The organism is Limosilactobacillus rudii (assembly GCF_014145455.1).
GTDB lineage: Bacteria > Bacillota > Bacilli > Lactobacillales > Lactobacillaceae > Limosilactobacillus > Limosilactobacillus rudii.
Genome location: NZ_JACIVB010000060.1, coordinates 67,601 through 91,542 on the forward strand (window position 1 = coordinate 67,601; position 23,942 = coordinate 91,542).

Consider the following 23,942-nt stretch of genomic DNA (forward strand, 5'->3'; position numbering starts at 1 on the left):
TGCTGAAGATTTCGACTCTTCTTAAAACGGTTTTATATTATAACAGAAAATCACTTATTCAGCATTAGTTATTCACGCTTACTGACCTAAAAAACGACTAATGAGAAAGTAAATAAACCTTCCCACTAGCCGTTAGCTAATTATTAAACACTAAAATGCAGAATTCATGTCCATAACTTTTAATCTTTACCAATCTCACGGTAGTAACTATCTTCTATCCGTTTGTAACTACCAGGTTCCACTTCTTCTAGCACGGTCGCAATTGCTTCCAAGCTGGCAGTGTAATTAAACTGGTCAAATAATTCCTGCGATTTCTTTGCAGCAGCCATAATTTGCTCATTATCACTAAACCGATTAGCATATTGTTGAAAACGTTCTGTTAGTTCCGCACTATCACGTAAAATATCAGTCTTATCATTTAAGGTATCAATATCTGACTCAACGATAATTAATTGTTTAGTAATCTCGTCCATATTAATTTTATATTCATTTAGCCCATCAGCTAACTTTTTAATTTCATCACTTACACCAAAGAAGTAGTCGAGATAATCCTTCGGTAGCCCGGGCAAATTTAGCTGCTCAACTTGACGATGAATCGTCCTAATCTGAACTGAATATTTCTGAAGCATTTGACGTGCACGCTGCTCATCAGTCTGGAGTTTTGCAACTTCATCATTGAGCCGCTCTTGACTCTTTTCAATTTCAGTTAGATTTTTTTGATTTGTCTTTTGCCGGTCCAATACCTGACTATATACTGCTGTCTTATTTGCAACTGCTTCTGCATCTTCACGATACTGTTTCATAATTGCTTTAATCTGCTCGTTTAATTCACGAACAGTCTCTTGTTCATGGTTTGTTAATGTGTAATTGATGCTTAACCGGTCTAATTCTACCCCTAGTTCATCATTTTGTCGTTGGGCATGACGCGTAAATTCTTTCATCACATCAATCAAGTGAATTGCTTCATTCTTTGCATCAATTTCTTTTTGCATTACTCCATATAAGTAATCAATTTGTTCGCTTAGGTCTTTATTTGATTGTTCAACAATATCTAATTGCAGATCATTGAGTTGTTCTATTGTTTCGTCTAATTTTGCCTTTAATTGGTCAATCTGTTTTTCAATATTCTTTTCTGTAAAATGATAATCTTTCTTTACAAGAGTTTCGTAACCCTTTTTCAGTTCAGCTAATTGTTCAGGAAACTCTGTTGCGATTGGTTTATAAAGTTTAGGAATTTCTGTAAGTTTTTTTTCAAATGCCGCATTTTCACTTTGCAGATTTGTAAGAATTTCTTGAGCGCCTTCAATATCACCCTTATTAGTCAAATCCGTAAATTTAGTAAACTGTTCTTCTAAATCAGCTAATTGATTATTTAATTTTTCTTCACTACCACCGTATTCAAAGCTCTTTTCATTCAATTGGCGGTGGAACTGACGATACTTAGCCTTAAGCTGTTCCAACGCCTGCTTATGATTGTGCTGCTGTTGACGTAAATGCTGAAGATCTTTTTCCATCTGCTGAATAGTTGCCGTTAACTTTGCTAAATCAGCTTGCAGCTCCCGAACTTGTGTATTTATTGTTAATAATTTGCTCGTCCGTGTATCCGCTAAAAGTTGAGGGACCTTCTTATTAAAGGCAGTAATTGCGGGTTGAACTTGTTTTTCATATTTCTTCTTAATTACTTCAAATTGTTTTTTAGCGTCACCTATTAACTGTAATGCTTCTACATTTTTTAATTGTTGATCAATTTTTTTTGCTGGTAATTCTTTCTCACTAGCCATTAAATCATTGATCTGTTTAACTACTCGTCGTTGATACAAGTATACGCAGACCAATAATGCGACAACAATAATTAAAACACCAATCAATACTTGAAAAACCACTTTTTTACACCTACTACTTTTTATTGCTTATTGATATTGCATAACAATTAGCCGTATAATCCTATTCAAAATTATAGCATACCATAACGTTACTGCTGAGAAAGAAGGAAAAATTATGCCAGAAATTTCATTATTGATTGCTCAACTGAAAAGTCTTCTCACAGGCGAACACAATAAGTTTGCCAACTTAGCTAATGTCAGTGCCCTTCTCATGCAAAACCTCTCGGAAATTAATTGGGTAGGCTTTTACTTATTTGATCCCGAAAAAGACGAATTAGTTCTCGGACCATTTCAAGGCAAAGTCGCCTGTATGCACATCAAACTCGGCAAGGGTGTTTGCGGCACAAGCGCTAAAGAACAAACAACAATTGCTGTAGATGATGTTCAACAATTCAAAGGATACATCGCCTGTGACAGTTCTGCTAAATCTGAATTAGTTATTCCCCTTATCAAAGATTCACAATTATTTGGTGTATTAGACTTAGATTCACCGCTAAAAGGACGTTTTGATAGCAAAACCATTAACGCACTAGAAGAATTTTGCCAAACACTAGTAAAAGTAATTGACTAACACTATAAATTCATTGTACACTATTCTTTGTGTAAAATAATGCAGCAGTGAGGGGCAAGCTCGTCAACAGACTGGTGCCAACTGGTGTTTTTAGTAACTCGGCTGCTAGGGTGAAAAATTCAAATCAGCCTGCACGAATGCCAAGCTCACAATCGGATTATTTTACTCCAACTAAATTTATTGGAGGAATTTATTTATGTCTCGTTACACTGGTCCAAGCTGGCGTGTTTCACGTCGTCTTGGCGTATCACTTTCAGGTACTGGTAAAGAATTAGCACGTCGGGCTTACGCTCCTGGTGACCACGGTCGTGATCGTCGCGGTAAGCTTTCAGAATATGGTACACAATTACGCGAAAAGCAAAAGCTTCGTTTTATGTACGGTATGACTGAACGTCAATTCTCAAACCTTTTCGTTCGTGCCGGCAAGATCAAGGAAGGTACTCACGGTGCCAACTTCATGGCATTGCTTGAACGTCGTCTTGATAACATGGTTTACCGTCTCGGCTTAGCTACTACTCGTCGCCAAGCTCGTCAATTAGTTAACCATGGTCACATCACTGTTGATGGTAAGCGCGTTGACATTCCATCATACGAAGTTAAGGTTGGTCAAGTTATTGCTGTTCGTGACAAGTCTAAGAACTTAGACATCATCAAGAACGCCGTTGAAGCCGTTGTTTCACGTCCTTCATACGTTGACTTTGACGCTGACAAGCTTGAAGGTAAGCTTAACCGTATTCCAGCACGTGAAGATATGAACGCTGATATTGATGAAGCTCTTATCGTTGAATTCTACAACAAGTAATCTAATAAGTTTACTTGCGTTAGAGAGAGGATTGGGTCTGTTAAATCAGATTCAATCCTTTTTCTATACCCTAAAATATTATTTTCTTGTGTTAAGATTACATTAACAAAACTTTCAGGAGGTTTATTTTCAATGTCAACAAAAGTTACTCCAGAATTTACCCGCAATTTACCAAAAGCCGAATTACACGTTCATATTGAAGGAACACTGACTCCCGAGCTTCGATTTAAGCTTGCTAAAAGGAATGGTATCGATACCGGATACTCCAGCATTGATGAAATGAAGAAAATGTATAATTATAATAGTCTTTCTTCATTTCTTGATGTTTATTATGCGGCAATGGACGTATTGCAAACTGAACAAGACTTTTATGACCTTGCAATGGCTTATCTCCATCGGGCCGTTAAGAATAATGTCCGCCACGTCGAAATATTTTTTGATCCCCAAGCTCACACCACACGCGGAATTAAATTTTCAACGGTTATTAATGGTCTTTACCGCGCCACAGTTGATGCCCGTGCATTAAACATCGATGCCCGTTTAATCATGTGTTTTCTCCGCGACCTGCCACGCGATTCGGCTCAACAAACACTTAATGAAGCCCTTAAATATAAAGATAAAATTATTGGTATCGGTCTTGATTCCGATGAGCATAATAACCCGCCAATGAAATTTTATAATCAATTTACAACCGCTAGTGCTAATGGCTTTCACTTAACCGCCCACGCTGACCCTGACCAAAAAGACTCAATTGAGCATATTCGTCAACTGCTTGAAATAATCTGTGTTGACCGTGTGGATCATGGAACTAATATCGTTGAAGATCCTGATTTAGTCGAATTAGCGGCTAAACGTAAAATTGGCTTTACCTCATGCCCACTATCGAACACTTTCTTAAATGCCGATATGAAGGGAAAAGAAGTGCTCGAACTTCTTAATAAAGGCGTTAAAATCTCCATCCACTCCGATGATCCCGCATACTTTGGTGGCTACATTGCTGATAACTACTATGCAATTGCCCAAAAGTATAATCTAACTAAAGAACAAATTGTTACCCTTGCATGTAATTCCTTCGAAGCTAGTTGGATCAGCGAAGAACAAAAAGCCTTATACCTAAAAGAAGTTAAAGACTATGTTGCACAAAATTAATCTTATATAAGTTAAGCGCAACATTAATACAACTGTTACATGACATTAGTTGGCTATTTAACCAACACCAATAAAGTCCCTAAATTCAGCATGATTACTGATTTTAGGGACTTTTTATTTATTTCGGTAAAATATTTAAAATGTACAGTAACGCAATAAAGACAAAAAACATTATCCACATTATAGGACTAACTTCTCTCTTGCGTCCTGCCGCTACCATCAAGATAGGGTAAGTTAAAAAGCCAAACGCAATTCCATAAGAAATATTATAAGTCAAGGGAATACCAATAACTACCAAAAACGCTGGCATCGCAATCTCAAACTTGTGCCACTCAATCTTTTTTAACGACGAAACCATTAACACGCCAACAACAATCAAAGCTGCAGATGTTACTTGAGTTGTCACCACCGTTAATAATGGGGAAAAAGCCATACTAAGAACAAATAAGAGTCCTGTTACAACTGCGGTCAATCCTGTTCGGCCACCAACGGCAATTCCCGCTGAAGATTCTACATAAGCAGATGTTGGTGTAGTTCCCATCACAGCGCCGCCTAACATTGAAAGTGAGTCTGCCATCAACGCTTTGCCAATCCGCGGCATCTTATTATCACGCATCAGCCCTGCTTCTTGTGCTAAACCAACCAGGGTACCTGCCGTATCGAAAAATGCAACTAATAAGAAAATTAAAACTACCGCCCACATTTTGGGGTCAGCCATTGTTGGCAAAAATTTAATCCCGATTCCAAAGGTAGGTGCCATACTGGGAGCCATCGATACTATGTGAGTTGGCATTTTCACCAACCCGGTAACTAACCCTAAAATAGTGGTCGTTACTAATCCAATGAAAATCGCACCGGGAACTCGTCTAACCATCAAAACCGCAATCAAAAAAATACCAGTAATTGTAATCCAGGTAGTAGGAACCGTCAACGAACCCAATTCAACTAGCGATGACTTGCTAGCAACAATAATTCCGCCACCCTGAAGACCAACAAATGAAATAAAAATTCCTATTCCAGCAGCCATCGCATATTTTAAATCTTTTGGAATAGCATTAATTACTACTTCCCGCACTTTTAAGAATGATAAAATCGTAAACAAAACAGAGGCAACAAGGACTCCCGCCATTGCTTTTTGCCACGGAATCCCCATCGCTAATACAACCGAGTATGTAAAAAAAGCATTATCACCAAGACCTGGAGCAATTGCAATCGGATAGTTTGCAAGTAGCCCCATCAATAAGCAACCGATAATTGCTGATAATGCGGTAGCAGTAAACACTGCTCCCTTATCCATGCCAGCGACACCAAGCACACTTGGATTAACAAATAGAATATATGCCATTGAAACAAAAGTCGTTAATCCAGCAAGGCTTTCACGTTTAATGTTCGTATTATTCTCTGTTAAATGAAAAGTGCGGTCTAGAAAACTAATTGTTCGTGTTTCTTCCAATTTTTCCACCTCATATAAATATAATGGTTAGATTATTGCATATTATATTTAATATTTCAATGGTAAAAGTTCGATAAAATAGTTAAAAGCAGCTATGCTAAATAAATTGCTATGCACTGCGGTAGCAAAACACGAACTTTGCCTTCTTTATCTCAACAATTCAAACACTAATTTTCTTGATGAAGATAGCTCTTCTCGATAACGGTAACCGCCTACTGTAAATTGCTTAACACCATCTAAACTATCAACCTGATTCTCTGCTAAATAGCGAACCATATTCCCACGTGCCATCTTTGCCAGTGTTGCTTTTTGCTTTATCTTGCCATTAATATTTTCACCGAATACGCATTTTATAAGTTTATCTTGGGAACCTAAATACGGCATAATTGCCTTTTCATATTCAATTGACGCAAGATCAATTACTAAATCATTATCTCTATATAGTTCACGATACAGTCGATCACCCCAGAATTGGTAAAGGTTCCCTGTATTATCGACTGTTGCACGATCACCCATTCCAAGACGATACGGAACAATACCATCAAACGGTCGTAAAAGGCCATAAAACCCTGATAAGATTCGTAAATTTTGCTGAACATATTCTAATCCCTTATCGGAAAAAACATCTGGTGCCATATATTGGTACTGTAACCCAGTAAAAGCAATGATTGCTGGGGTTAAATTCCGCTTAAGATTCATTTGTTGTAACCATTGATAGTTTATTGTTGCTAATCGTGTACTACAGTTCCACCATAATTCATGTAATTCATCATAAGAAAGCGAACGCATCCATTGTAAAATTTTCTTCGTTTCATCAATAAATTGCGGTAAGTTTTGGTAAGGCAAAGAATCTGTGTCAACCTTCATCGTTCTCGCCGGTGCAATTATTATCTTCAAATTTTATCAACTCTTTCAAATTTTTTTGTAAGCTTTTTCAGCAATTGGTCTAATCAGATTTTAGTTTATAGCAGATAGTTAATGATTGCGCTTTCAGTAAATCGTTTCAATAATTTTGGTATAGGATAAAACGCGGTAATTCAACTTGTGAAGCGCTTGACAAGCTTTTTTGATAGTTGTAAATTAATTCATCGTAAAGAGAAAGTGAATAACTTCACCAGACAATTGGTCAAGTTAGAAGGGAGAATATAAATGGAACAGGAAAAAGTTCCAGTACAAGGTCAAGTTGCTAAACGAACGATTTCATTAACCGCTAGTTGGGCATTCTTTGCACTGTCAATCGTTATTAACTCAATGGGGAACGTTTTAACTCTTGTTACAAGTTCACATGTACATCCCCAGTTTCTCGGTTCCGCTTATTGGACGGCAGCTGAAAACAACCTTGGGATCGCAGTTCTCGGGAACAACTCTATGACCCTTTTTTGGGCATTCATGGTTTTAGGAATGCTGACTTCCGTCTTAAATGCGATTTTAATGCATAAGTGGGATTGGCGGCGAATTGGTGGTAATTTTATTTTTATGTTACCATTTTCTATTTTTATCCAGTGGTTCTCTGATATCTTTAACCGCATCATGCCGGATGCAACTACTTTACCAATGGTTATCCTCTATGTTTTCATTAACTTCTTAGGGGTTGCTTTCATCGGAACCGCTATTTCAATTTACCAGCGTGTCAATCTTGTGCTACACCCTGCCGATGACCTTTTCCAAATTATTCGTTTCCGTTACTGCCATGGTAATGCAACAATTGCGATGTGGTTATCATATATTCCGCCAACGATTATGGCAATTATCGCTGCATTCATGCAAGGCGGTATTTATAACTTTGGTTTAGGGACTTTATTTGCCTTAGCCTTCCAAGGAGCTATTACTGGATGGGCAGACCGGTTCATCTTCCCTAAGCTAAAGCACCAAGCACTTGATATCGGTAATTAATATTATATAGGAGTGATTTATTATGGCATTTAATAAAAGTTTAGCAGGTTACTTTGATGACGTACAACATATCGGTATTCCAACTGATGATATGGCAAAAACCATTTCTTTTTGGGAAAAGCTAGGATTTAAAAAGTTAGGCGAATTCGATACTGATGACCAAGGCAATGAAGTTGTCTTCATGCAATATGGTCACTTAACCTTAGAAATTTGGACAGGTGATGGTGCAGTCCACAAGACTGGTGCTATTAACCATATTTCACTTAATACCAGCGATGCTGATGCCGCTTTTAAGGCAGCAAAAGCAGAAGGATTCAAGCTCAAAGATAGCGAAGTTCAACACCTTGACTTCTGGGATAAGGGGATTAAGTTCTTCAATATCGAAGGTCCTAACAGTGAAACAATTGAATTCTGCGAAATTGTAAAATAATTACAGTTTTACAATAAATTATAATATAGCACTTAAATAAACTCCCCCGACCGAGTAAATCGATTGAGGGAGTTTATATTAGTTAAGACTTCTTCTTATATTGGTGTGGCCGATAGCCATTATAAAATTGAAAAATTGCTAAAACAATATTAGTCCAATTAATCAGCAAAAACCATGGAGCAACTCCCCCACCACCGTTGCTAGCAGCATAGTAAGTCCAAAAGCCGATTACTACTGCAACAACATTAATCCAAGCAAATGTTTTTGACATTAACCGATTATTAAGTTGAGCAATTGTCCAGACTAAGTTAACAATAAACCAAAATGCCAACACCCAAAATACTGCACTAAACATAATAAACACTTCCACTTTCCTTATAATACATTTGCTTACCTTTCCATCCTTTTCAACGTCATCATATAATAAATTTTATATAATTATCAAGAAATAAAGTCTAATAGTTTCATGTTACAATTGCATGATAAGGAGGCATATCATATGTCAGAACAAGAAAAGAGTGCTACCCAACAGCGAATTGATAACGCTGTTTATGGAACACCAAAAATTAAGCCCGACGAACAGCGAAAATATCTTGGAACATTTCGCGAACGCGTTTGCCTTACGATCAGCGTCCAGGAGCTACAAGAACAAGATTGGACTAAGGCATTAACTGCCGAGATAAAGAAAGGGATTGGCAACCTAGTATTTATTAATGGTAATCTCCCGCACAATAAAATTCGGCCATATATTCAAACTGCCACTCATGATAATGCCCAGTTTACCTTAAAGACTGATCCAGAATATAAAACTGATCCTTCATCACTAGCTGTCGTTATTGCTGCCAAAACTGCCGTCTACCAGTCACCTGTTGATGTCAAAAAGCGCTATCCTGAATTAACGAATGCGTCTTCTGAATCGCAAACGGCAGAAAATACCCATCACGGATTTTTCCACCAGCTCTTTCATAGAAAGGAACGTCGCTAACTTATGCAACAACCACTTGCCTACCGAATGCGTCCACGAACTCTTGATGAGGTTGTCGGTCAATCACATCTTGTTGGTCCGGGAAAAATAATTTCACGAATGGTTAAAGCTAAAATGCTCTCATCAATGATTCTTTATGGTCCCCCAGGAACAGGAAAAACAAGTATCGCTAGTGCAATTGCCGGATCGACTAAGTACGCTTTTCGAAAATTAAATGCTGCTACCGACACTAAAAAGGACCTCCAAATCGTGGCTGAAGAAGCCAAGATGAGTGGAACTGTTATCTTGTTGCTTGATGAAATTCACCGACTGGATAAAATTAAACAGGATTTTCTTCTTCCCCACCTTGAAAACGGACGTATCGTTCTTATTGGGGCAACCACTGAAAACCCATATATTAGCATCAACCCTGCCATCCGTAGTCGAACACAAATTTTTCCGGTTCATCGTTTATCAATTGCAGAGATGAAGATTGCAATCCAACGAGCATTAGCAGATAAAGAGCGGGGCCTTGGTAATTTGCCGCTTGTTCTGGAAGAAAATGCTGAAGAATAACTAGTAACAGCAACTAATGGCGATTTACGAAGCGCATTAAACGGGCTTGAATTAGCAGCTAAATCAACAGATGCAAGTGACGACGACAAGATACACTTGACATTGCCAATTATTGAAGAGAGTGTACAGAAAAAAGCCCTAGCTGCTGATAAAAATGGGGATGCCCACTACAATGTTATCTCGGCACTGCAAAAGTCAATTCGTGGCTCGGACACCGATGCAGCTCTCCACTACCTTGCCCGTCTAATTGAAGCTGGTGATCTCACGATTATTGCACGTCGCTTAATGATTACTGCTTACGAAGATATCGGCTTAGCAAACATGCCTGCTGTCCAACGAGCTATTACTGCAATTCAGGTAGCAGAACGCGTAGGTTTACCAGAAGCGAGAATTCCATTAGCAGACGCTGTAATTGAGCTTTGCTTATCTCCCAAATCAAATTCTGGAATTACAGCGATTGATGAAGCATTATCACAAGTTCACCAGGGGGGCTTTGGCGACGTACCGGATCACCTAAAAGATGCTCACTACAAGGGAGCTGCTAAACTTGGTCATGGCGTTGATTATGATTTCCCTCACGATTACCCGCAAGACTGGGTTGCTCAACAATACCTACCGGATCGAATCAAGGACGCCCAATATTACCACCCAAAAAGCAATGGGCGATTTGAAACAAGCCTTGGTCGTCAATACTGGCAATTACGGCAGGCACAGCGACGTACTCTCAATGGCCAACATCACCCGCGTAAATAATTGCACCAATTAAGCAAAAATGCTATTATTAAAAGTGAAAATTCTGTAGTGTACGCGTTGTCTAAACGCAGGTTTGCCTTACAGTCTTATTACTTTGGGACTAGTGTATTGCCTTTTGGACAACATGCCTTTACACTTGGTAGTTGAATATTAGGCAGCCGTGTCCCACCTGTCTTAAACACAGGTCAACACTGAATGACAATTAACGGCACCAACGGAGTTTTCGTACATAACCCGGCGGCGTGGTAGTAAACGTATATTTTTACTACTGCGCCGTTTTTAATTCAAATATAGATGGGATCGATTTTATGCTGTTACCACTGCTAATGACTGTTTTTGGCTTAATTGCCCTTTTTGAAGGAGTTTTTCTCCTCATGCATATTCATAAACCATTTCTTGTTTTTGATCCAAATAAAAATAAGTACCTTCCACCACAATTTCGTAATTGGGGAATTGTAATGACGATTGTCGGCATTCTAAGTATCATCTCCGGCTGGACTAACAGCACTGGCTTTTTAGTTATCATGGTCATTATTGGCTGTGTAAGTGAAACTTTAATGGCATTTGCGATTACCGCCGATTTTCGTGTAAATCATCATAAGTAAAGTTCTAGTAAAGCTTTACGCTCAACGGCGGAAAAGTGTATAATAATGGTAAATGATTTAAGGAGGGCACTAAATTATGGCACAAGAATATAAACATATTTTAGTTCCAGTTGACGGTTCAAAGGAAGCTGAATTAGCTTTTAAGAAAGCAGTATCTGTTGCAAAGCGGAATGGTGCTGATACTGAATTACGTCTTCTTCATGTTGTGGATACCCGGGCATTTCAAAATATTTCAAGTTTTGATACTTCAATGGTTGAGCAAGTTACCGAAACTGCAAAGAAGACCCTTGATAAGTATATTGATTATGCTAAGAATAACGGTGTCGATAATGCCAGCTATTCAATTGAATATGGTGCTCCAAAGACGATTATTGCCCGTGACGTACCTAAAGAAATGGGTGCCGACCTTATTATGATTGGTGCTACGGGGCTTAATGCTGTTGAACGAATCTTAATTGGTTCCGTCACCGAATTTGTTACCCGCACAGCAATTTGTGATGTTTTAGTAGTACGGACTGATTTGAACAATAAACCGATTGAAAATCCTAAGAAACGTCGATTCTAGTTTTCAAGGTCAAAGCAATCAAATGCTTCATATGCATTAGCCTCGCTAATTGTTATGAAGCATTTTTATTATTACAATTAATTATTTTAGCTAAAAAGATAGGAGTGTAAGGTGCATTGGAAGTGAAATACGAAACGGTAAAGCAAACATTACGAAATGAAATTATTGATGGAAAATACCAGATCAATGAAAAATTACCAACCGAGAGTGCATTAATGAAACGCTTCAACGTATCGCGATATACAATTCGTCGTGCAGTTGGTGACCTTGAAAATGAACATTATATTTACCGAATTCAAGGTGGCGGAATGTTTGTTCAAGACTGGCAACGTGATTGGGCCAAAAATGAGAAAAATAAAATTATCGGCGTGATCAGTACGCACATCGCTGACTATATCTTTCCTCAAATCATTTCTGGGATTGACAGTGTTGTCACGGAACAAGGATACTCGATGATCGTGGGTAATACCCTTAATAAACACGATCGCGAGCGCCAAACGATTTTAAATATGCTTGACCTTCAGATTGCTGGATTAATTATCGAACCAACTGAAAGTGCCATGCCTAACCCGAACCTCGACCTTTACCGGCAAATCCAAAAATATAAAATTCCAACAATTCTTTTTCATTCCGCTTACCCGGGCTTTAACTTTCCGACCCTCCTCACCAAAGACCGGGAAGCCGAAAAGAATCTCATCAAGTATCTTTTTGACCTTGGCCATACCAATATTCTGGGCGTATTTCAAGTCAATGACCAGCAAGGCGTTGACCGGATGGGCGGGATGATCCAAGCCTATCAGGAATATGGGATTCCAACGACAAAATCCAATGTGATTATGTACCAATCTGGTGATGCGTATGATGACATTATTAAAAAGATTGACGTTATGCTTACGAGCGATAAGAATATCACTGCTATCGCCTGTTATAACGACCAATTAGCTACGAGGATCATTAGCCACTTACAAGGTCAAGGAATCAATGTTCCACAGGATATTTCAGTAGTTGGCTTTGATAACTTCGAAATGGCCCAAATTTTCCCGCCTAGTTTAACAACTGCCAACCACCCTAAACGTAAACTTGGCGAAGACGCCGGAAAGATGATTTTAGACATGATTAATGGTCTTACAGTTGAATCTAAAACATACTTACCAGCAATTATTAAGGGTAATTCAACTGCCCCGTTAAAAGCAAAGGAGATCTAAAATGGAAAATCAAGTAAAGCTATTAACTCTTGCAGATGGACAAAAGATGCCCCAAGAGGGTTTTGGAATGTACAAAATTACTGACCAGAGTACCTTAACGGCAGCAATGAAATATGCTTATGACGCTGGTTATCGCCTCTTCGATACCGCACAATTATATAAAAACGAAGCTGAAATAGGAAATGCTTTAAAAGAGCTTGCCTTGCCACGTGAAGAACTTTTCATTACAACCAAGGTTGCTGAGCCTAATCAAGGATACCAGCAAACAATCACTTCAGTAAAAGAATCATTAAGAAAACTTCAATTAGACTATGTAAATCTCTTATTGATTCACTGGCCAATTGAAAAATACTTTTTTGACACCTGGGCAGCGCTAGAAGAGCTTAAAAAGCAGGGACTTACCCGTTCAATTGGTGTTAGTAACTACCAAATGATCCACCTACAGTACCTAGCTACCCAAGCTCATGAAATGCCAGTCGTTAACCAGATTGAATGTCATCCCCGGCTAAACCAACGACCGTTAATTAAGTATGATAAGAACCACCAGATTGTCACTCAAGCATGGAGTCCACTTGGTCGAGGAACAATCTTGACTAATCCGGTGATCGAAAAGATTGCAAAAGCACATGACAAATCATCCGCACAAATTGTCCTCCGGTGGCACTTACAAAATGGGATTGCCTTTATTCCAAAATCAGTTCATGAAAAACGAATTAAACAGAATATCGATATTTATGATTTTAGTCTTACTGATAAAGAAATGACTGCAATCGATGCACTACATGATTTCACCCGTGTCGGCAAAGAACCAGCATTAGTATACGAATATAACCAAAAATGGTAATTAAAGTAGAGAAACTTCCTCTAATCCTCGCAACTAGACTTAGTAAGTTCGAAAATTAACGGTAATAATAAGGAGTTGGGAAAATTATTTTCCCCCAACCCCTTATTTTTATTCCTTATATGGATTTTCCTTAATCACCCGTGCGGGATTTCCAGCAATGATAACGTTATCATCAAATGACTTGGTAACAACACTACCAGCACCAACAATAACATTATTTCCTAACGTGACTCCCGGACAAATGACTGCGCCACCACCGACCCAAACATCATCACCAAGCGTAATATCCTTACTCTGACCAAATGCTCCATTTCGCCGCAATTGGGGATCAAGAGGATGATTAACCGTGTACAGCTGGACGCGTGGTCCTAATAAACAGTGCTTTCCAATCCTAATCGGACTAACATCTAGCATTACACAGTCGTAGTTAGCAAAAAAGTCATCATCGACATAAATATTATAACCGTAGTCACACTTAAACTGGGGATGCACTTCACAATTTTGCCCAACGTGACCAAACAATTGGCGGATGATTTCCGTACTTGCCTGTGGGTTTACCTCCCCCAGTGCATTGAACCGTTCCACTAATTTACGAGCATACTGTCGTTCCCGAACCAACTCTGGGTCATAAACATTAAACACTTCGCCAGCGAGCATCTTTTCTTTTTCTGTTTTCACTTTTACTACCATTTGTTTGCTCCTTAAAGAAAAAAGAAATGATTATTCTCGTCTCGAGGTTACCGAGGATAATCATTTCTCTTTCGTAAAATCTTATTTATTATTCGATGAAGTCGACTTTAACATCTAACATTTCAAAGAGATCCTTGATTTGTTGTGGCTTCAAACTGAAACTCAAGATGGTATGGTGACCACCACCAGCATGCATCCAACGTTGTGCACCTTCCTTTAGGCCAACAGTTGGAGTCCATAATTGCTTAGCAACTGGAAGGTGTGGTGTTTCAGCTTCTGGCTTGTGACAATCAACTGAATAACCAATAACCTTGTAACCATCGTTGAAGTATGAAAGGGTAACGTCAACAGCCTTGCCTTCACGACCAGTAAATACAAGCCGTGCTGGATCATCCTTGCCACCAATGTCTAATGGGTGAACTTCAACCCGTGGCTTATCAGATGCAATCGTTGGGTCAACTTCAAGCATGTGTGAACCAAGAATTGCTTCATGACCATGGCGAAGATCAAGAGTGTAGTCTTCCATGAAGGCAGTCGCAACATTATCCGCAGCAATCTTTAATAAGCGATCCATTCCGGCAGACTTCCAGTCACCTTCAGCACCAAAGCCATAACCGTCACGCATTAATAATTGAGCAGCTAAACCAGGTAATTCTTCAAGGCCATGTAAGTCTTCGAAGTTAGTAGTGAAACCAGTGTAGCCCTTTTCATCCATGAACTTCTTCAAGGCAAGGTATTCACGAAGTTGGTAACGAACTGAGTGTTCATAGTGTTCCTTAGTGTTATCCCCTTGAACCATTTCGTACTTGCTTGCAAGATCCTTGTAAGCAGCATCGATTTCGTCTTCGCTAATCCCGTTAACATATTCAACCAATTCACTTACTGGCCAGTAGTCAACAGTCCAGCCAAGGAACATTTGTGCTTCAACCTTGTCCCCTTCAGTAACAGCAACGTTCCGCATCGTGTCACCAAAACGAACAATCTTGATGTTAAAGCTTTCGTTGTAGGCAACAGCAACATTTTGCCAGTCAGCGATTTCTTCTTGAACTTCTTCGTCACCCCAGAAACCGTAAACGATCTTGTTGTGCTTTTGGAGACGAGCATTAATGTATGCATATTCACGGTCACCGTGAGCAGATTGGTTCAAGTTCATGTAGTCGAAGTCAATTGTGTCATATGGAATCTTGTTTAAGTATTGCGTTGCTAAGTGAAGTAGTGGCTTTTGCAAAAGCTTTGTACCACGGATCCAGTTCTTAGCTGGTGAGAAGGTGTGCATCCAAGTCATTACCCCGGCAACATTGTCGTTGTAGTTGGCTTCCTTCATAAACTTAGTAATTCCTTCAGCAGTAGTCATAACACCCTTAAAGACAACCTTGTAAGGTAATTTGCCGCTTTCGTTTAACTTGTTAACGATGTCTTCAGCGTCAGCAGCAACTGACTTTAATTGCTCTTCACCGTAAAGGAATTGACTACCAGTAACAAACCAAAATTCGTAATTCTTAATATCCATGAGATTACACTCCTTTATTGTGCTAAAAGTTTTTTAATGTAGCTACCAAAATTAATTAAGCGTGGGTGGCATGGTCCTTAGAATGGGCATTATTTTGTCCATAATATGCATTAGCACCATGCTTTCTGTAATAGTGCTTATCTAGTAAGTATTGTGGCAAGTGCAAATCTTTGTGTGTCAATTGCATTGCGTGATAATCTTCCTCTGCCACAACTTCAAGTACCTTAGCGTTGTAAACCGCCTTATCAGGGGTCGGCCCCCATGTAAATGGTCCGTGTTGCATGACTAATGCGGCAGGCGTTGCTTCATAGTCTAAGCCTCGTTCCTTGAAAGAACGTACGATTACTTTACCGGTATTACCCTCATAATCTTCTTCGATTTCTTCCTTCGTCAAGGCATCGGCTGCTGGCACGTCAGTATAGAAAGTATCCGCATGCGTTGTGTTCATGGCTGGGATATCCATCCGTGCTGCCGCAAATGAGACTGCCCATGGTGAATGAGTATGAACAACCCCACCAATCTTTGGAAAATGGTTATAAAGATAGGTATGCGTTGGTGTATCACTGGATGGATTCAAGTCACCTTCAACGACCTCACCATCCAAGTTGACTACTACCATATCTTCAGGCTTCATCTCATCATAAGGAACCCCTGAAGGCTTAATGACGAACAAACCTTTGTCACGGTCAATACCTGAGACATTTCCCCAGGTAAAGGAGACCAACCCTAACTTAGGCAGTCGCATGTTAGCATCATAAACTTCTTTTTTTAGGTCTTCTAACATCGATTAATTACTTCCTTTCTCCGTGTCACGTTCACTAATGTCTTGTCCTGCCAATGCTTCTACCGGTAAGCCAGCTTGGTAACGTTTAATAAAACTTTCATACCCCTTTACTCCTGCTGGTTCCGGTGTCAGTGTCATACTTTCTGGATCCTTAAACACTTTCTCATCTAAGTAGTCAGCTAAGGATTCTTCTGCATTTGTTTCTGCATATTTAGCAAGGACGGCCATCCCCCATGGCCCACCTTCACTTGCCGTATTCATAATCGTAATTGGAATATTTAAGGCGTTAGCCAAGACTTGTTGACCAATTACCGGTGTTCCGAATAAGCCACCTTGAGCAATCATGACATCTGTTTGAACATGCTCTTCATTTAATAGGATGTCCATTCCAATCTTTAATGGCGCAAAGGCCGCATAGAGTTGTGTAAGGAAGAAATTGGCAAGGTTCATCTTACTATTCGGTGTCCGCACAAATAGTGGACGACCTGCTTGAATCTTAGTAATGTTTTCACCAGAGAGATAACTGTAATTGATCAACCCGCCAGCATCTGGATCGGAGTGGACTGTTGAATCAAATAAGGTTTCATACAAGGTATTAGTATCAATCTTGGCACCAATTGCCCGGGCAAAGTCCTTAAATAAGCCAACCCATGCATTAATGTCTGAAGAACAGTTATTAATGTGAACCATTGCGACAGGATCACCAGTTGGCGTTGTCACAATATCAATATCCCGATGTAGTTTCTTTAACGGTTGATCTAGAACATTCATTGAGAATGCAGAAGTTCCAACTGAAATATTACCGGTTCGTTTGCGAACACTGTTGGTACCAACCATTCCAGTACCCGCATCCCCTTCTGGAGGAGCCATTAAGCTACCAGCAGTAAGCGTACCAGTCGGATCAAGGAGTTTTGCTCCTGCATCCGTTAACTTACCGGCACTGTGCCCTGCAGTTTCAACTGACGGCAGAATTGCTTGCAGTTTCCACGGGTACTGTTGAACCTCAGGAAGAGCATTGAATTTATCCACAAATTCTTGCTTATAAGTTAAAGTCTGGTCATCAATTGGGAAGACTCCTGATGCGTCACCAATTCCCAATACCTTCTCACCGGAAAGTTTCCAATGAACATACCCAGCCAATGTTGTAATAAAATCAACATCTTTAACATGTGGTTCCTGATTAAGAATTGCCTGATAGAGGTGGGCGATACTCCACCGCTGCGGAATATTAAAGTTAAACAATTTAGTTAACTTGTCAGCTGATTCCTCAGTAATATTATTCCGCCAAGTCCTAAACGGTACTAACAATTGATTATCCTTATCAAAAGGAAGGTAACCATGCATCATTGCACTAATACCAATTGAACTAATTTTTGTCAAACTAGTGTGATATTTACTTTGAACATCTGCCTTAATTTGTGAGTAAGCAGATTGGATTCCCTCCCATACTTGATCAAGGGGATAAGTCCAAATACCATCATTAAATTGATTTTCCCAGGTATAACTACCAGAAGAAATTGTTTCATAATCAGTGTTGATTAAAACAGCCTTGATTCGTGTCGAACCTAATTCAATTCCGAGTGAAGTTTGCCCATTTTCAATCTGGGCTGCTGTTTCACGTAAATTCATCGAATATTCCTCCTAGTTTTCAGGATTACTTGCCTTTACACGACCGTGGTTAGTCCCCTGCTCTTCAATTTCTTCAAGAGTGTGACCACGAGTTTCTGGAACACAAGTCTTAATGAAGAGAACACCAAGGATACAAATTACACCAAAGATTGCAAAGACAGCTTCTTGTGGCATGCTTGCAGTCATGATTGGGAAGATCAAACCAACTAACCATGAACCAATCCAGTTAAAGGATGAAGCAAGGCCTGATGCCCGGCCACGAATAGCTAATGGGAAGATTTCACCAACAAGAACCCAAGTAAGCGGTGCCCAAGTAAATGAGTAGAAAGCAACATAGATACATAAGAAGACAACGATTGTCATTGGGTTCATATTAGGCATCATCCAGTTAATAATTGCTGGTAAGATGAACGAAAGACCCATGACAGAACCACCAACCATCAATAATGCTCGCCGGTTGAACTTTTCAGCAATCCACATGTAGACTAATGAACCAACAACTAAGATAACACCTTGGATAATTGGCCACATTAAGTTTGAAGATGCGGCTTGACCGGTTGCCTTTTGAACAATTAATGGAATGTAGTAGAAGATTGCGTTAGCACCTTGGAATTGCTGAAAGGCAGCGACACCCACACCAGCGATCACAAGATAACGATACTTACTGCTAAATAATGTTGACCAGCTTGTTTTTTGGTTAGCTTGTTTTTCTTCTTTTGCAGTTTCTTTAATACTTGCTAACTCTTGATCGATTTCTGCTGGATTTTTACGAATATAAGTTAAAACCCGACGTGCCTGTGCTTCGTCACCCTTCCGAAGTAAGAAACGTGGTGATTCAGGCAAACGAAGAACACCAAGGAATAAGATCAACGCAGGAACTGCAGCTAACCCTAACATTAACCGCCATGCCCATTCACCAGGAAGGTCTTTCAATAGGTAGTCAACAACATATGACAGCAACATTCCTGAAACGATCATTGTCTGGTTTAGTCCTGACAAACGTCCCCGTGCACTAGCCGGTGCCATTTCAGACATATAAGCCGGAACTAAGGCAGAAGCAGCCCCAACTGCTAAACCTAAAAGCATCCGCACAATAATTAGGTAGTAAGCACTTGCTTCACCCATATCTGGTGATACCCCAGATAGGACTGAGAAAACCATAAAGACAATTGCTGACATTAAAATCATTTTCCGCCGTCCAAACTTATCAGAAAGCTGTCCGGCTAAAGCACCACCGAAGATTGCTCCAAACATAACTGCTGAAGTAATCCAGCCAACCAATGATGCTGCATTTTCAAGGTGCCAATCAGCCTGCAGGAAAGGCAAGGCTCCAGTCATAACACCAATATCGTAACCAAATAGGATTCCCCCAAATGATCCGAAGAAGTAGATAAATGCACTTGATATTTTCTTTTCGGCTTTAGCCATTACATTCATCCTCCTTAAAGATAAAATTCAAAGTAATATTTCCATGAACATGAACGCGCTTTCATTGAACACTTATTATAATATACGATTTGTACGGACAAATCAATACAAATTTTCAAATTTATCATTACACATTGTGAAATAATACTTTAAATATTATTCGGAATCATTTATATAAACTCTTAATCTGGTTACTATTTGTGAAAATATTTACTAATTTTTATTTATTATTTAGAAAAAATATACTAATACTTATTATTTGTTAATTTTTTTGATTGATAATAGTTGTTGGTATTTTTGATTATTACCCGCCTTAGTAATACTATTTATAAAATTTGTACGGACTATTTTAGGGAATTACTTATAAAATAATTTCATTTGCAGACTTTCACGGGAATTGCCAAAATTCTGACCATAAATGGTGCACCCTCCTTTATTTTTAATTTAAACTAATTTGATAAAGCCTTGCCGTTTTTTCTTGCGGGAATTCAGCAACTAACCTATTACCATTAACTTTAACTACTGTTTTTTCATCTTTTTGTTTAATAGGGTAAAGTTGTTTGATGCTAGCTACTTGCCCATATTTGCTAAGATCAATTGTTTCTTGACTATTTCCACCCTTGCCTCGCCAAATAGCTAAGTACAGATCATGTTCTCCTTTTAAACCATAGCTAAACCATGAATCATCTAACTTACCTAAGCCCTGTGGCCATACTGGTAACATAAACGGAATTTTTTCCCGATATTGCTTATAAACATTGATTCCATCCATTACTAACTGTTGACGGTGGTCATCAACCTTATCAAGACGACCACTCTGGTGAATCCGAAGTAACATCGCATTGACCATATTAAAAATCGCTTCTTCATCATCGCCTGCTTGAAGTGGGTAGGACCAAATAGCACACTGTTCTGGCGTAACTTCAGAAGCTGCAGCGGCCGCAATATTCCCATTACGGACATATTCCGTCTGATCAGTCATCGACTGTATACTATGACGTTGTAACATTGCATAATCATGACGCATTCCACCACTACCACAATTTTCAATAATTAAGTTGGGATAACGCTTAAAGACGTTATCAAGCCATTTTAAATAAGCCCGATTATGGTTCAATAATCCATCACCATAACTATCAGCTTGATAGTCTGTTCCAACACCGGTAGTAATATTGTAGTCCATCTTAATATAACCAATACCATACTGCTTTACTAACCGGTCAATAATCTTATCTGCATGATCTCTTACAGCCGGATTAGCGAAGTTTAAGTGGTAACGATCGGTATCAATTACTCGCTTACCATGCCGCGTAAAGAACCAATCATCAGGCAATTTATCTGCCAGCGGACACTTAATTCCCATCGCTTCAATTTCTAGCCACAGTCCAGGAACCATCCCCTTGCTGCGAATATAGTCAATTACTTCTTCGATGCCATTAGGGAATCGTTCTTTCGATGGTAACCATTCGCCAACGTTGTCCCACCAATAGCCAGCATCATACCAGCCACAGTCAATAACATAGTATTCACAGCCAACCTTTTTAGCTGCATCAATTAATGGTTTTTCACGGACGGTAGTTGGATCACCAGATAGGCAATTCATATAATCATTAAAAATCACTGCCAACGATTGATTGTCCTTATTAGGTCGACGAATTACTCGCCGATACTTAGTCATCTCACCGATGGCCTGTTCAAAGTCCCCTTGAACCTGGGCAAACGCAACCGGAACTGTTGTGAATTGCTCACCGGGATTCAGGTTCTTCCACCATTGATTATCAGTTTCTTCGGGACCTGATAACCGTAATGCTAAAAGATTACCCTTTCCAATATCAGTCAACTCATAATGCCAGGAACCATTATTTTCGATTTGCCAAATGGCAGTCTGTCCGGTTCGATTATTTACTAGCATGCCATTAGGTGAATACTCTGAACATGACCATGAAGAAGTATTAGAAATACTAATTCGTTTAGAAGAGGCCTGCTCTTTCTCACCATCAACCCAGTAGTTTAATCCTACTTCTTTCAAACTTAACTTTTCCCACTGCGCTTCAGCCGTCCAGGTATTATTAGCAAGGTAAACGGCATTATCCGTTGCATAATTGCCATCAAGGTCATTTGCCTGGTTAATACCAGTTAAAGCAAATGAAGAAACATATTCAATTCCTAATGAACTATTACCAATATTTTCCACGGTAACCCAGCTTCGAATTACTGCAGTTGTTGTATAAAGCCGGTAGTAGCTAATGACTTTAATTTGTTTATTACGATCTTCTTGAACGATCTTGATTGTTTTGCCATTATCTTCTTCTATTATTTGATGTTTAACATAGTAAAGACTGCTACCAGGTTCTGTTTCAACATAGCCGACTCCCTTATGATGAATATTTTCACCGGTTAGCTGTAACTCAACCAATCGCATCTCATCTTTTAATTGGGGATCAGCTGTTGACAAATCATTTGAATTTACCTGGGACAAAATAATTTTATTATTAGCTAGCACCTCAAAGCCTAATGAAGCGGCCGGGGTTTTGACTTCAATCTTTTTCATTTAATACTCCTTACTTTTTCTTACAATAGGTGTCATCTTATTACTTTTTATTTTCTTATACCTGTTAGCTTGTTATTATTATCTAAACTATAAATAAAGGGGGTTCTAAATAATGAACACTAAATTTAACTTAAAGAAATTTATCCTATTCATCATTTTAATTGTTATTGTTGATTTGCTATGCATTGCCTTTATAAAATAAATTAATTTTATTTCCGGGTTTTATCCAATGCTGCAATAATAGTTGGCTCCATATTTTCAAAACGTTGATACAAAATAGCTGGAATGATAGCCAAGCCATACATAAGAATTGTTACCCAATTAAATGAAATACTAATACCAACAAGTGCATGTGCGGTTTGAACATGGTTTGCAACATAACCAAATGCTGACATAATTCCACCATTTAATGCACCGGCTAAGCCCATTCCCATTGACATACAAAAAGCTGACCCAACAGTCGTCAAGATACCGGCGGCATTAACACCATTTTTCCATTCACCATAATCAACAGCAGATCCCAGCATCGCAAATGGCATTGAACATGCGATTCCAGAACCAATGTTAGCAATTAACCAGCCAACAACTGCTCCAATGATGTTTAAATGAGCAAACATAATAATAAATTGTCCAAGTACCGCACCAACTAAACCTAATGCCCAAATATGGCTTTTAGACAAAAATTTATTTAATAACGGAATAGAAATAATTCCGATCACCTGAATAATAGCAATTGAATTAAAGAAAGTTACTAATCCCTTATTATGGAAGTAGTAAGTAAAGTAATAAACCATCGATTGTTGTCGTCCTTGTTGGGCAATCCAGAACAAGAAATTCCCACCTACAATTAAAAACCATGGCCAATTTTTGTTCATTGCGTGGATACTTTTTCTTAATGTAACTCGTTGACTATTTGGTACAATTACTCGTTCACGAATATGACTAAATGAGAATAATGTTCCAAGAAAATTTAATGTGGCAAAGATAATAATAAAAATTCTAAAACCAATCACATCATTGCCATCGCCAAATAATGCAACCAATGGTAATGTCAATGAGTTAACAATGAATACCCCTAATTGAGAACCAACCATCCGCCATGAATTCAGTTTTACCCGTTGTGTTGGTGATGAAGTAATTAATGTTAACATGGTTGTAATTGGCGCATTAATACCTAGGTATAAAACACCATAAATCATATAAACAACACCGCAGTAAATTGCCTTAGCAGTTGGTGTAAGATTGGGAGCCCAAAATAAAAGAACTGCACTTGCCGCATATGGAAATGCTAACCACAAAAAGTATGGACGTGCTTTTCCATACTTTGAATGTGTCATATCCATCAATGTTCCCCAAACTGGAGCTCCAACTGCATCAACAACCCGTGCTAATAGTAAAATTATTCCTGTTGCTGCTGCAGAAACAGCTGCTACATCCGTAAAGAAATACATCAAATAACTATTAACAACAGTTGCAATTAATTGTCCTGAAAAATCCAAATTAGCATAACTTAACTTCTCTAAAACACCTACTTTTTTCTTTGTCGAACCAAATGGATACTTCTTAATGGTTGAAATACTTGGTTTTACTCTTCCATCCATCATAGTCACTCCTCACTTTTATTTCACCACTTATTGTAATCGCTTTCTAAAAGTGT

Annotated in this window: 21 protein-coding genes, 1 other RNA gene and 1 pseudogene; 12 read left to right on the forward strand and 11 right to left on the reverse strand. The window is 38.9% G+C overall.

What is annotated here, in order from left to right; translation table 11 throughout:
- Nucleotides 1-179: 179 nt before the first annotated feature.
- On the reverse strand, nucleotides 180-1,883 hold the full coding sequence (gene ezrA / locus H5S39_RS08510) for a septation ring formation regulator EzrA (RefSeq protein ID WP_182596682.1): 1,704 nt from the start codon (nucleotides 1,881-1,883) through the stop codon (nucleotides 180-182).
- Between the two features lie 115 nt (nucleotides 1,884-1,998).
- Here ezrA and msrC point away from each other — a divergent pair, with 115 nt between their 5' ends.
- The 3 genes from msrC to H5S39_RS08525 all read left to right on the forward strand — a co-directional run bounded on the left by msrC (nucleotide 1,999) and on the right by H5S39_RS08525 (nucleotide 4,405).
- Nucleotides 1,999-2,454, forward strand: a complete 456-nt coding sequence (gene msrC / locus H5S39_RS08515) for a free L-methionine (R)-S-oxide reductase MsrC (protein WP_182596683.1) — start codon at nucleotides 1,999-2,001, stop codon at nucleotides 2,452-2,454.
- 196 nt (nucleotides 2,455-2,650) lie between these two features.
- Complete coding sequence (gene rpsD, locus H5S39_RS08520; RefSeq protein WP_153710199.1) at nucleotides 2,651-3,256, forward strand: 30S ribosomal protein S4; 606 nt, start codon at nucleotides 2,651-2,653, stop codon at nucleotides 3,254-3,256.
- A 132-nt stretch (nucleotides 3,257-3,388) separates the two neighbouring features.
- The gene (locus H5S39_RS08525; RefSeq protein WP_182596684.1) at nucleotides 3,389-4,405 is read left to right on the forward strand and encodes an adenosine deaminase; all 1,017 of its coding nucleotides are present in this window, start codon (nucleotides 3,389-3,391) and stop codon (nucleotides 4,403-4,405) included.
- A gap of 118 nt (nucleotides 4,406-4,523) precedes the next feature.
- Here H5S39_RS08525 and H5S39_RS08530 read toward each other — a convergent pair whose 3' ends face one another.
- Nucleotides 4,524-5,858 carry an NCS2 family permease gene (locus H5S39_RS08530; RefSeq protein WP_182596685.1) on the reverse strand — a complete coding sequence of 445 codons (1,335 nt, stop codon included), beginning with the start codon at nucleotides 5,856-5,858 and terminating at the stop codon, nucleotides 4,524-4,526.
- A gap of 147 nt (nucleotides 5,859-6,005) precedes the next feature.
- The gene (yaaA, locus tag H5S39_RS08535) at nucleotides 6,006-6,755 is read right to left on the reverse strand and encodes a peroxide stress protein YaaA (RefSeq protein ID WP_182596686.1); all 750 of its coding nucleotides are present in this window, start codon (nucleotides 6,753-6,755) and stop codon (nucleotides 6,006-6,008) included.
- Nucleotides 6,756-7,007: 252 nt separating this feature from the next.
- On the opposite strand from yaaA, the gene H5S39_RS08540 reads away from it, so the two are divergent.
- Both H5S39_RS08540 and H5S39_RS08545 read left to right on the forward strand, forming a co-directional pair.
- Nucleotides 7,008-7,751, forward strand: a complete 744-nt coding sequence (locus tag H5S39_RS08540) for a DUF6198 family protein (RefSeq protein ID WP_182596687.1) — start codon at nucleotides 7,008-7,010, stop codon at nucleotides 7,749-7,751.
- A 22-nt stretch (nucleotides 7,752-7,773) separates the two neighbouring features.
- A complete protein-coding gene (locus tag H5S39_RS08545) occupies nucleotides 7,774-8,181 on the forward strand; it encodes a VOC family protein (protein WP_182596688.1) in 408 nt (135 codons plus the stop codon).
- 82 nt (nucleotides 8,182-8,263) lie between these two features.
- On the opposite strand, the gene H5S39_RS08550 is transcribed toward H5S39_RS08545, so the two are convergent.
- The gene (locus H5S39_RS08550; protein ID WP_153931389.1) at nucleotides 8,264-8,536 is read right to left on the reverse strand and encodes a hypothetical protein; all 273 of its coding nucleotides are present in this window, start codon (nucleotides 8,534-8,536) and stop codon (nucleotides 8,264-8,266) included.
- Between the two features lie 144 nt (nucleotides 8,537-8,680).
- On the opposite strand from H5S39_RS08550, the gene H5S39_RS08555 reads away from it, so the two are divergent.
- The 7 genes and pseudogenes from H5S39_RS08555 to H5S39_RS08580 all read left to right on the forward strand — a co-directional run bounded on the left by H5S39_RS08555 (nucleotide 8,681) and on the right by H5S39_RS08580 (nucleotide 13,693).
- Complete coding sequence (locus tag H5S39_RS08555; RefSeq protein WP_182596689.1) at nucleotides 8,681-9,166, forward strand: YueI family protein; 486 nt, start codon at nucleotides 8,681-8,683, stop codon at nucleotides 9,164-9,166.
- A gap of 3 nt (nucleotides 9,167-9,169) precedes the next feature.
- A pseudogene (locus H5S39_RS08560) lies at nucleotides 9,170-10,474 on the forward strand (replication-associated recombination protein A).
- Nucleotides 10,475-10,511: 37 nt separating this feature from the next.
- Nucleotides 10,512-10,699, forward strand: a non-coding RNA gene (gene ssrS, locus H5S39_RS11760) — 6S RNA.
- A 149-nt stretch (nucleotides 10,700-10,848) separates the two neighbouring features.
- Entirely contained in the window at nucleotides 10,849-11,079 is a 231-nt protein-coding gene (locus H5S39_RS08565; RefSeq protein WP_231832876.1) for a hypothetical protein, read from the forward strand.
- A 76-nt stretch (nucleotides 11,080-11,155) separates the two neighbouring features.
- Nucleotides 11,156-11,644, forward strand: coding sequence for a universal stress protein (locus H5S39_RS08570; protein WP_182596692.1), 489 nt, complete (start codon nucleotides 11,156-11,158; stop codon nucleotides 11,642-11,644).
- 116 nt (nucleotides 11,645-11,760) lie between these two features.
- Nucleotides 11,761-12,849: a GntR family transcriptional regulator gene (locus H5S39_RS08575; protein ID WP_182596693.1), complete on the forward strand. Its 1,089-nt coding sequence runs from the start codon at nucleotides 11,761-11,763 to the stop codon at nucleotides 12,847-12,849.
- A 1-nt stretch (nucleotide 12,850) separates the two neighbouring features.
- Nucleotides 12,851-13,693, forward strand: coding sequence for an aldo/keto reductase (locus H5S39_RS08580; RefSeq protein ID WP_182596694.1), 843 nt, complete (start codon nucleotides 12,851-12,853; stop codon nucleotides 13,691-13,693).
- Nucleotides 13,694-13,801: 108 nt separating this feature from the next.
- Here the strand turns inward: H5S39_RS08580 and H5S39_RS08585 are convergent, their stop codons facing one another.
- The 7 genes from H5S39_RS08585 to H5S39_RS08615 all read right to left on the reverse strand — a co-directional run bounded on the left by H5S39_RS08585 (nucleotide 13,802) and on the right by H5S39_RS08615 (nucleotide 23,886).
- The gene (locus tag H5S39_RS08585; RefSeq protein ID WP_182596767.1) at nucleotides 13,802-14,371 is read right to left on the reverse strand and encodes a sugar O-acetyltransferase; all 570 of its coding nucleotides are present in this window, start codon (nucleotides 14,369-14,371) and stop codon (nucleotides 13,802-13,804) included.
- A 100-nt stretch (nucleotides 14,372-14,471) separates the two neighbouring features.
- Entirely contained in the window at nucleotides 14,472-15,893 is a 1,422-nt protein-coding gene (araA, locus tag H5S39_RS08590) for an L-arabinose isomerase (RefSeq protein WP_182596695.1), read from the reverse strand.
- A gap of 55 nt (nucleotides 15,894-15,948) precedes the next feature.
- Entirely contained in the window at nucleotides 15,949-16,677 is a 729-nt protein-coding gene (locus H5S39_RS08595; protein ID WP_182596696.1) for an L-ribulose-5-phosphate 4-epimerase, read from the reverse strand.
- Between the two features lie 3 nt (nucleotides 16,678-16,680).
- A complete protein-coding gene (locus tag H5S39_RS08600) occupies nucleotides 16,681-18,306 on the reverse strand; it encodes a xylulokinase (RefSeq protein WP_182596697.1) in 1,626 nt (541 codons plus the stop codon).
- 12 nt (nucleotides 18,307-18,318) lie between these two features.
- Nucleotides 18,319-19,743 (reverse strand): sugar porter family MFS transporter, encoded by a 1,425-nt coding sequence (locus H5S39_RS08605; protein ID WP_182596698.1) that lies wholly within the window; start codon nucleotides 19,741-19,743, stop codon nucleotides 18,319-18,321.
- Between the two features lie 430 nt (nucleotides 19,744-20,173).
- The gene (locus tag H5S39_RS08610; protein WP_182596699.1) at nucleotides 20,174-22,285 is read right to left on the reverse strand and encodes a glycoside hydrolase family 36 protein; all 2,112 of its coding nucleotides are present in this window, start codon (nucleotides 22,283-22,285) and stop codon (nucleotides 20,174-20,176) included.
- A gap of 209 nt (nucleotides 22,286-22,494) precedes the next feature.
- Nucleotides 22,495-23,886 (reverse strand): MFS transporter, encoded by a 1,392-nt coding sequence (locus H5S39_RS08615; RefSeq protein ID WP_375139118.1) that lies wholly within the window; start codon nucleotides 23,884-23,886, stop codon nucleotides 22,495-22,497.
- Nucleotides 23,887-23,942 lie beyond the last annotated feature (56 nt).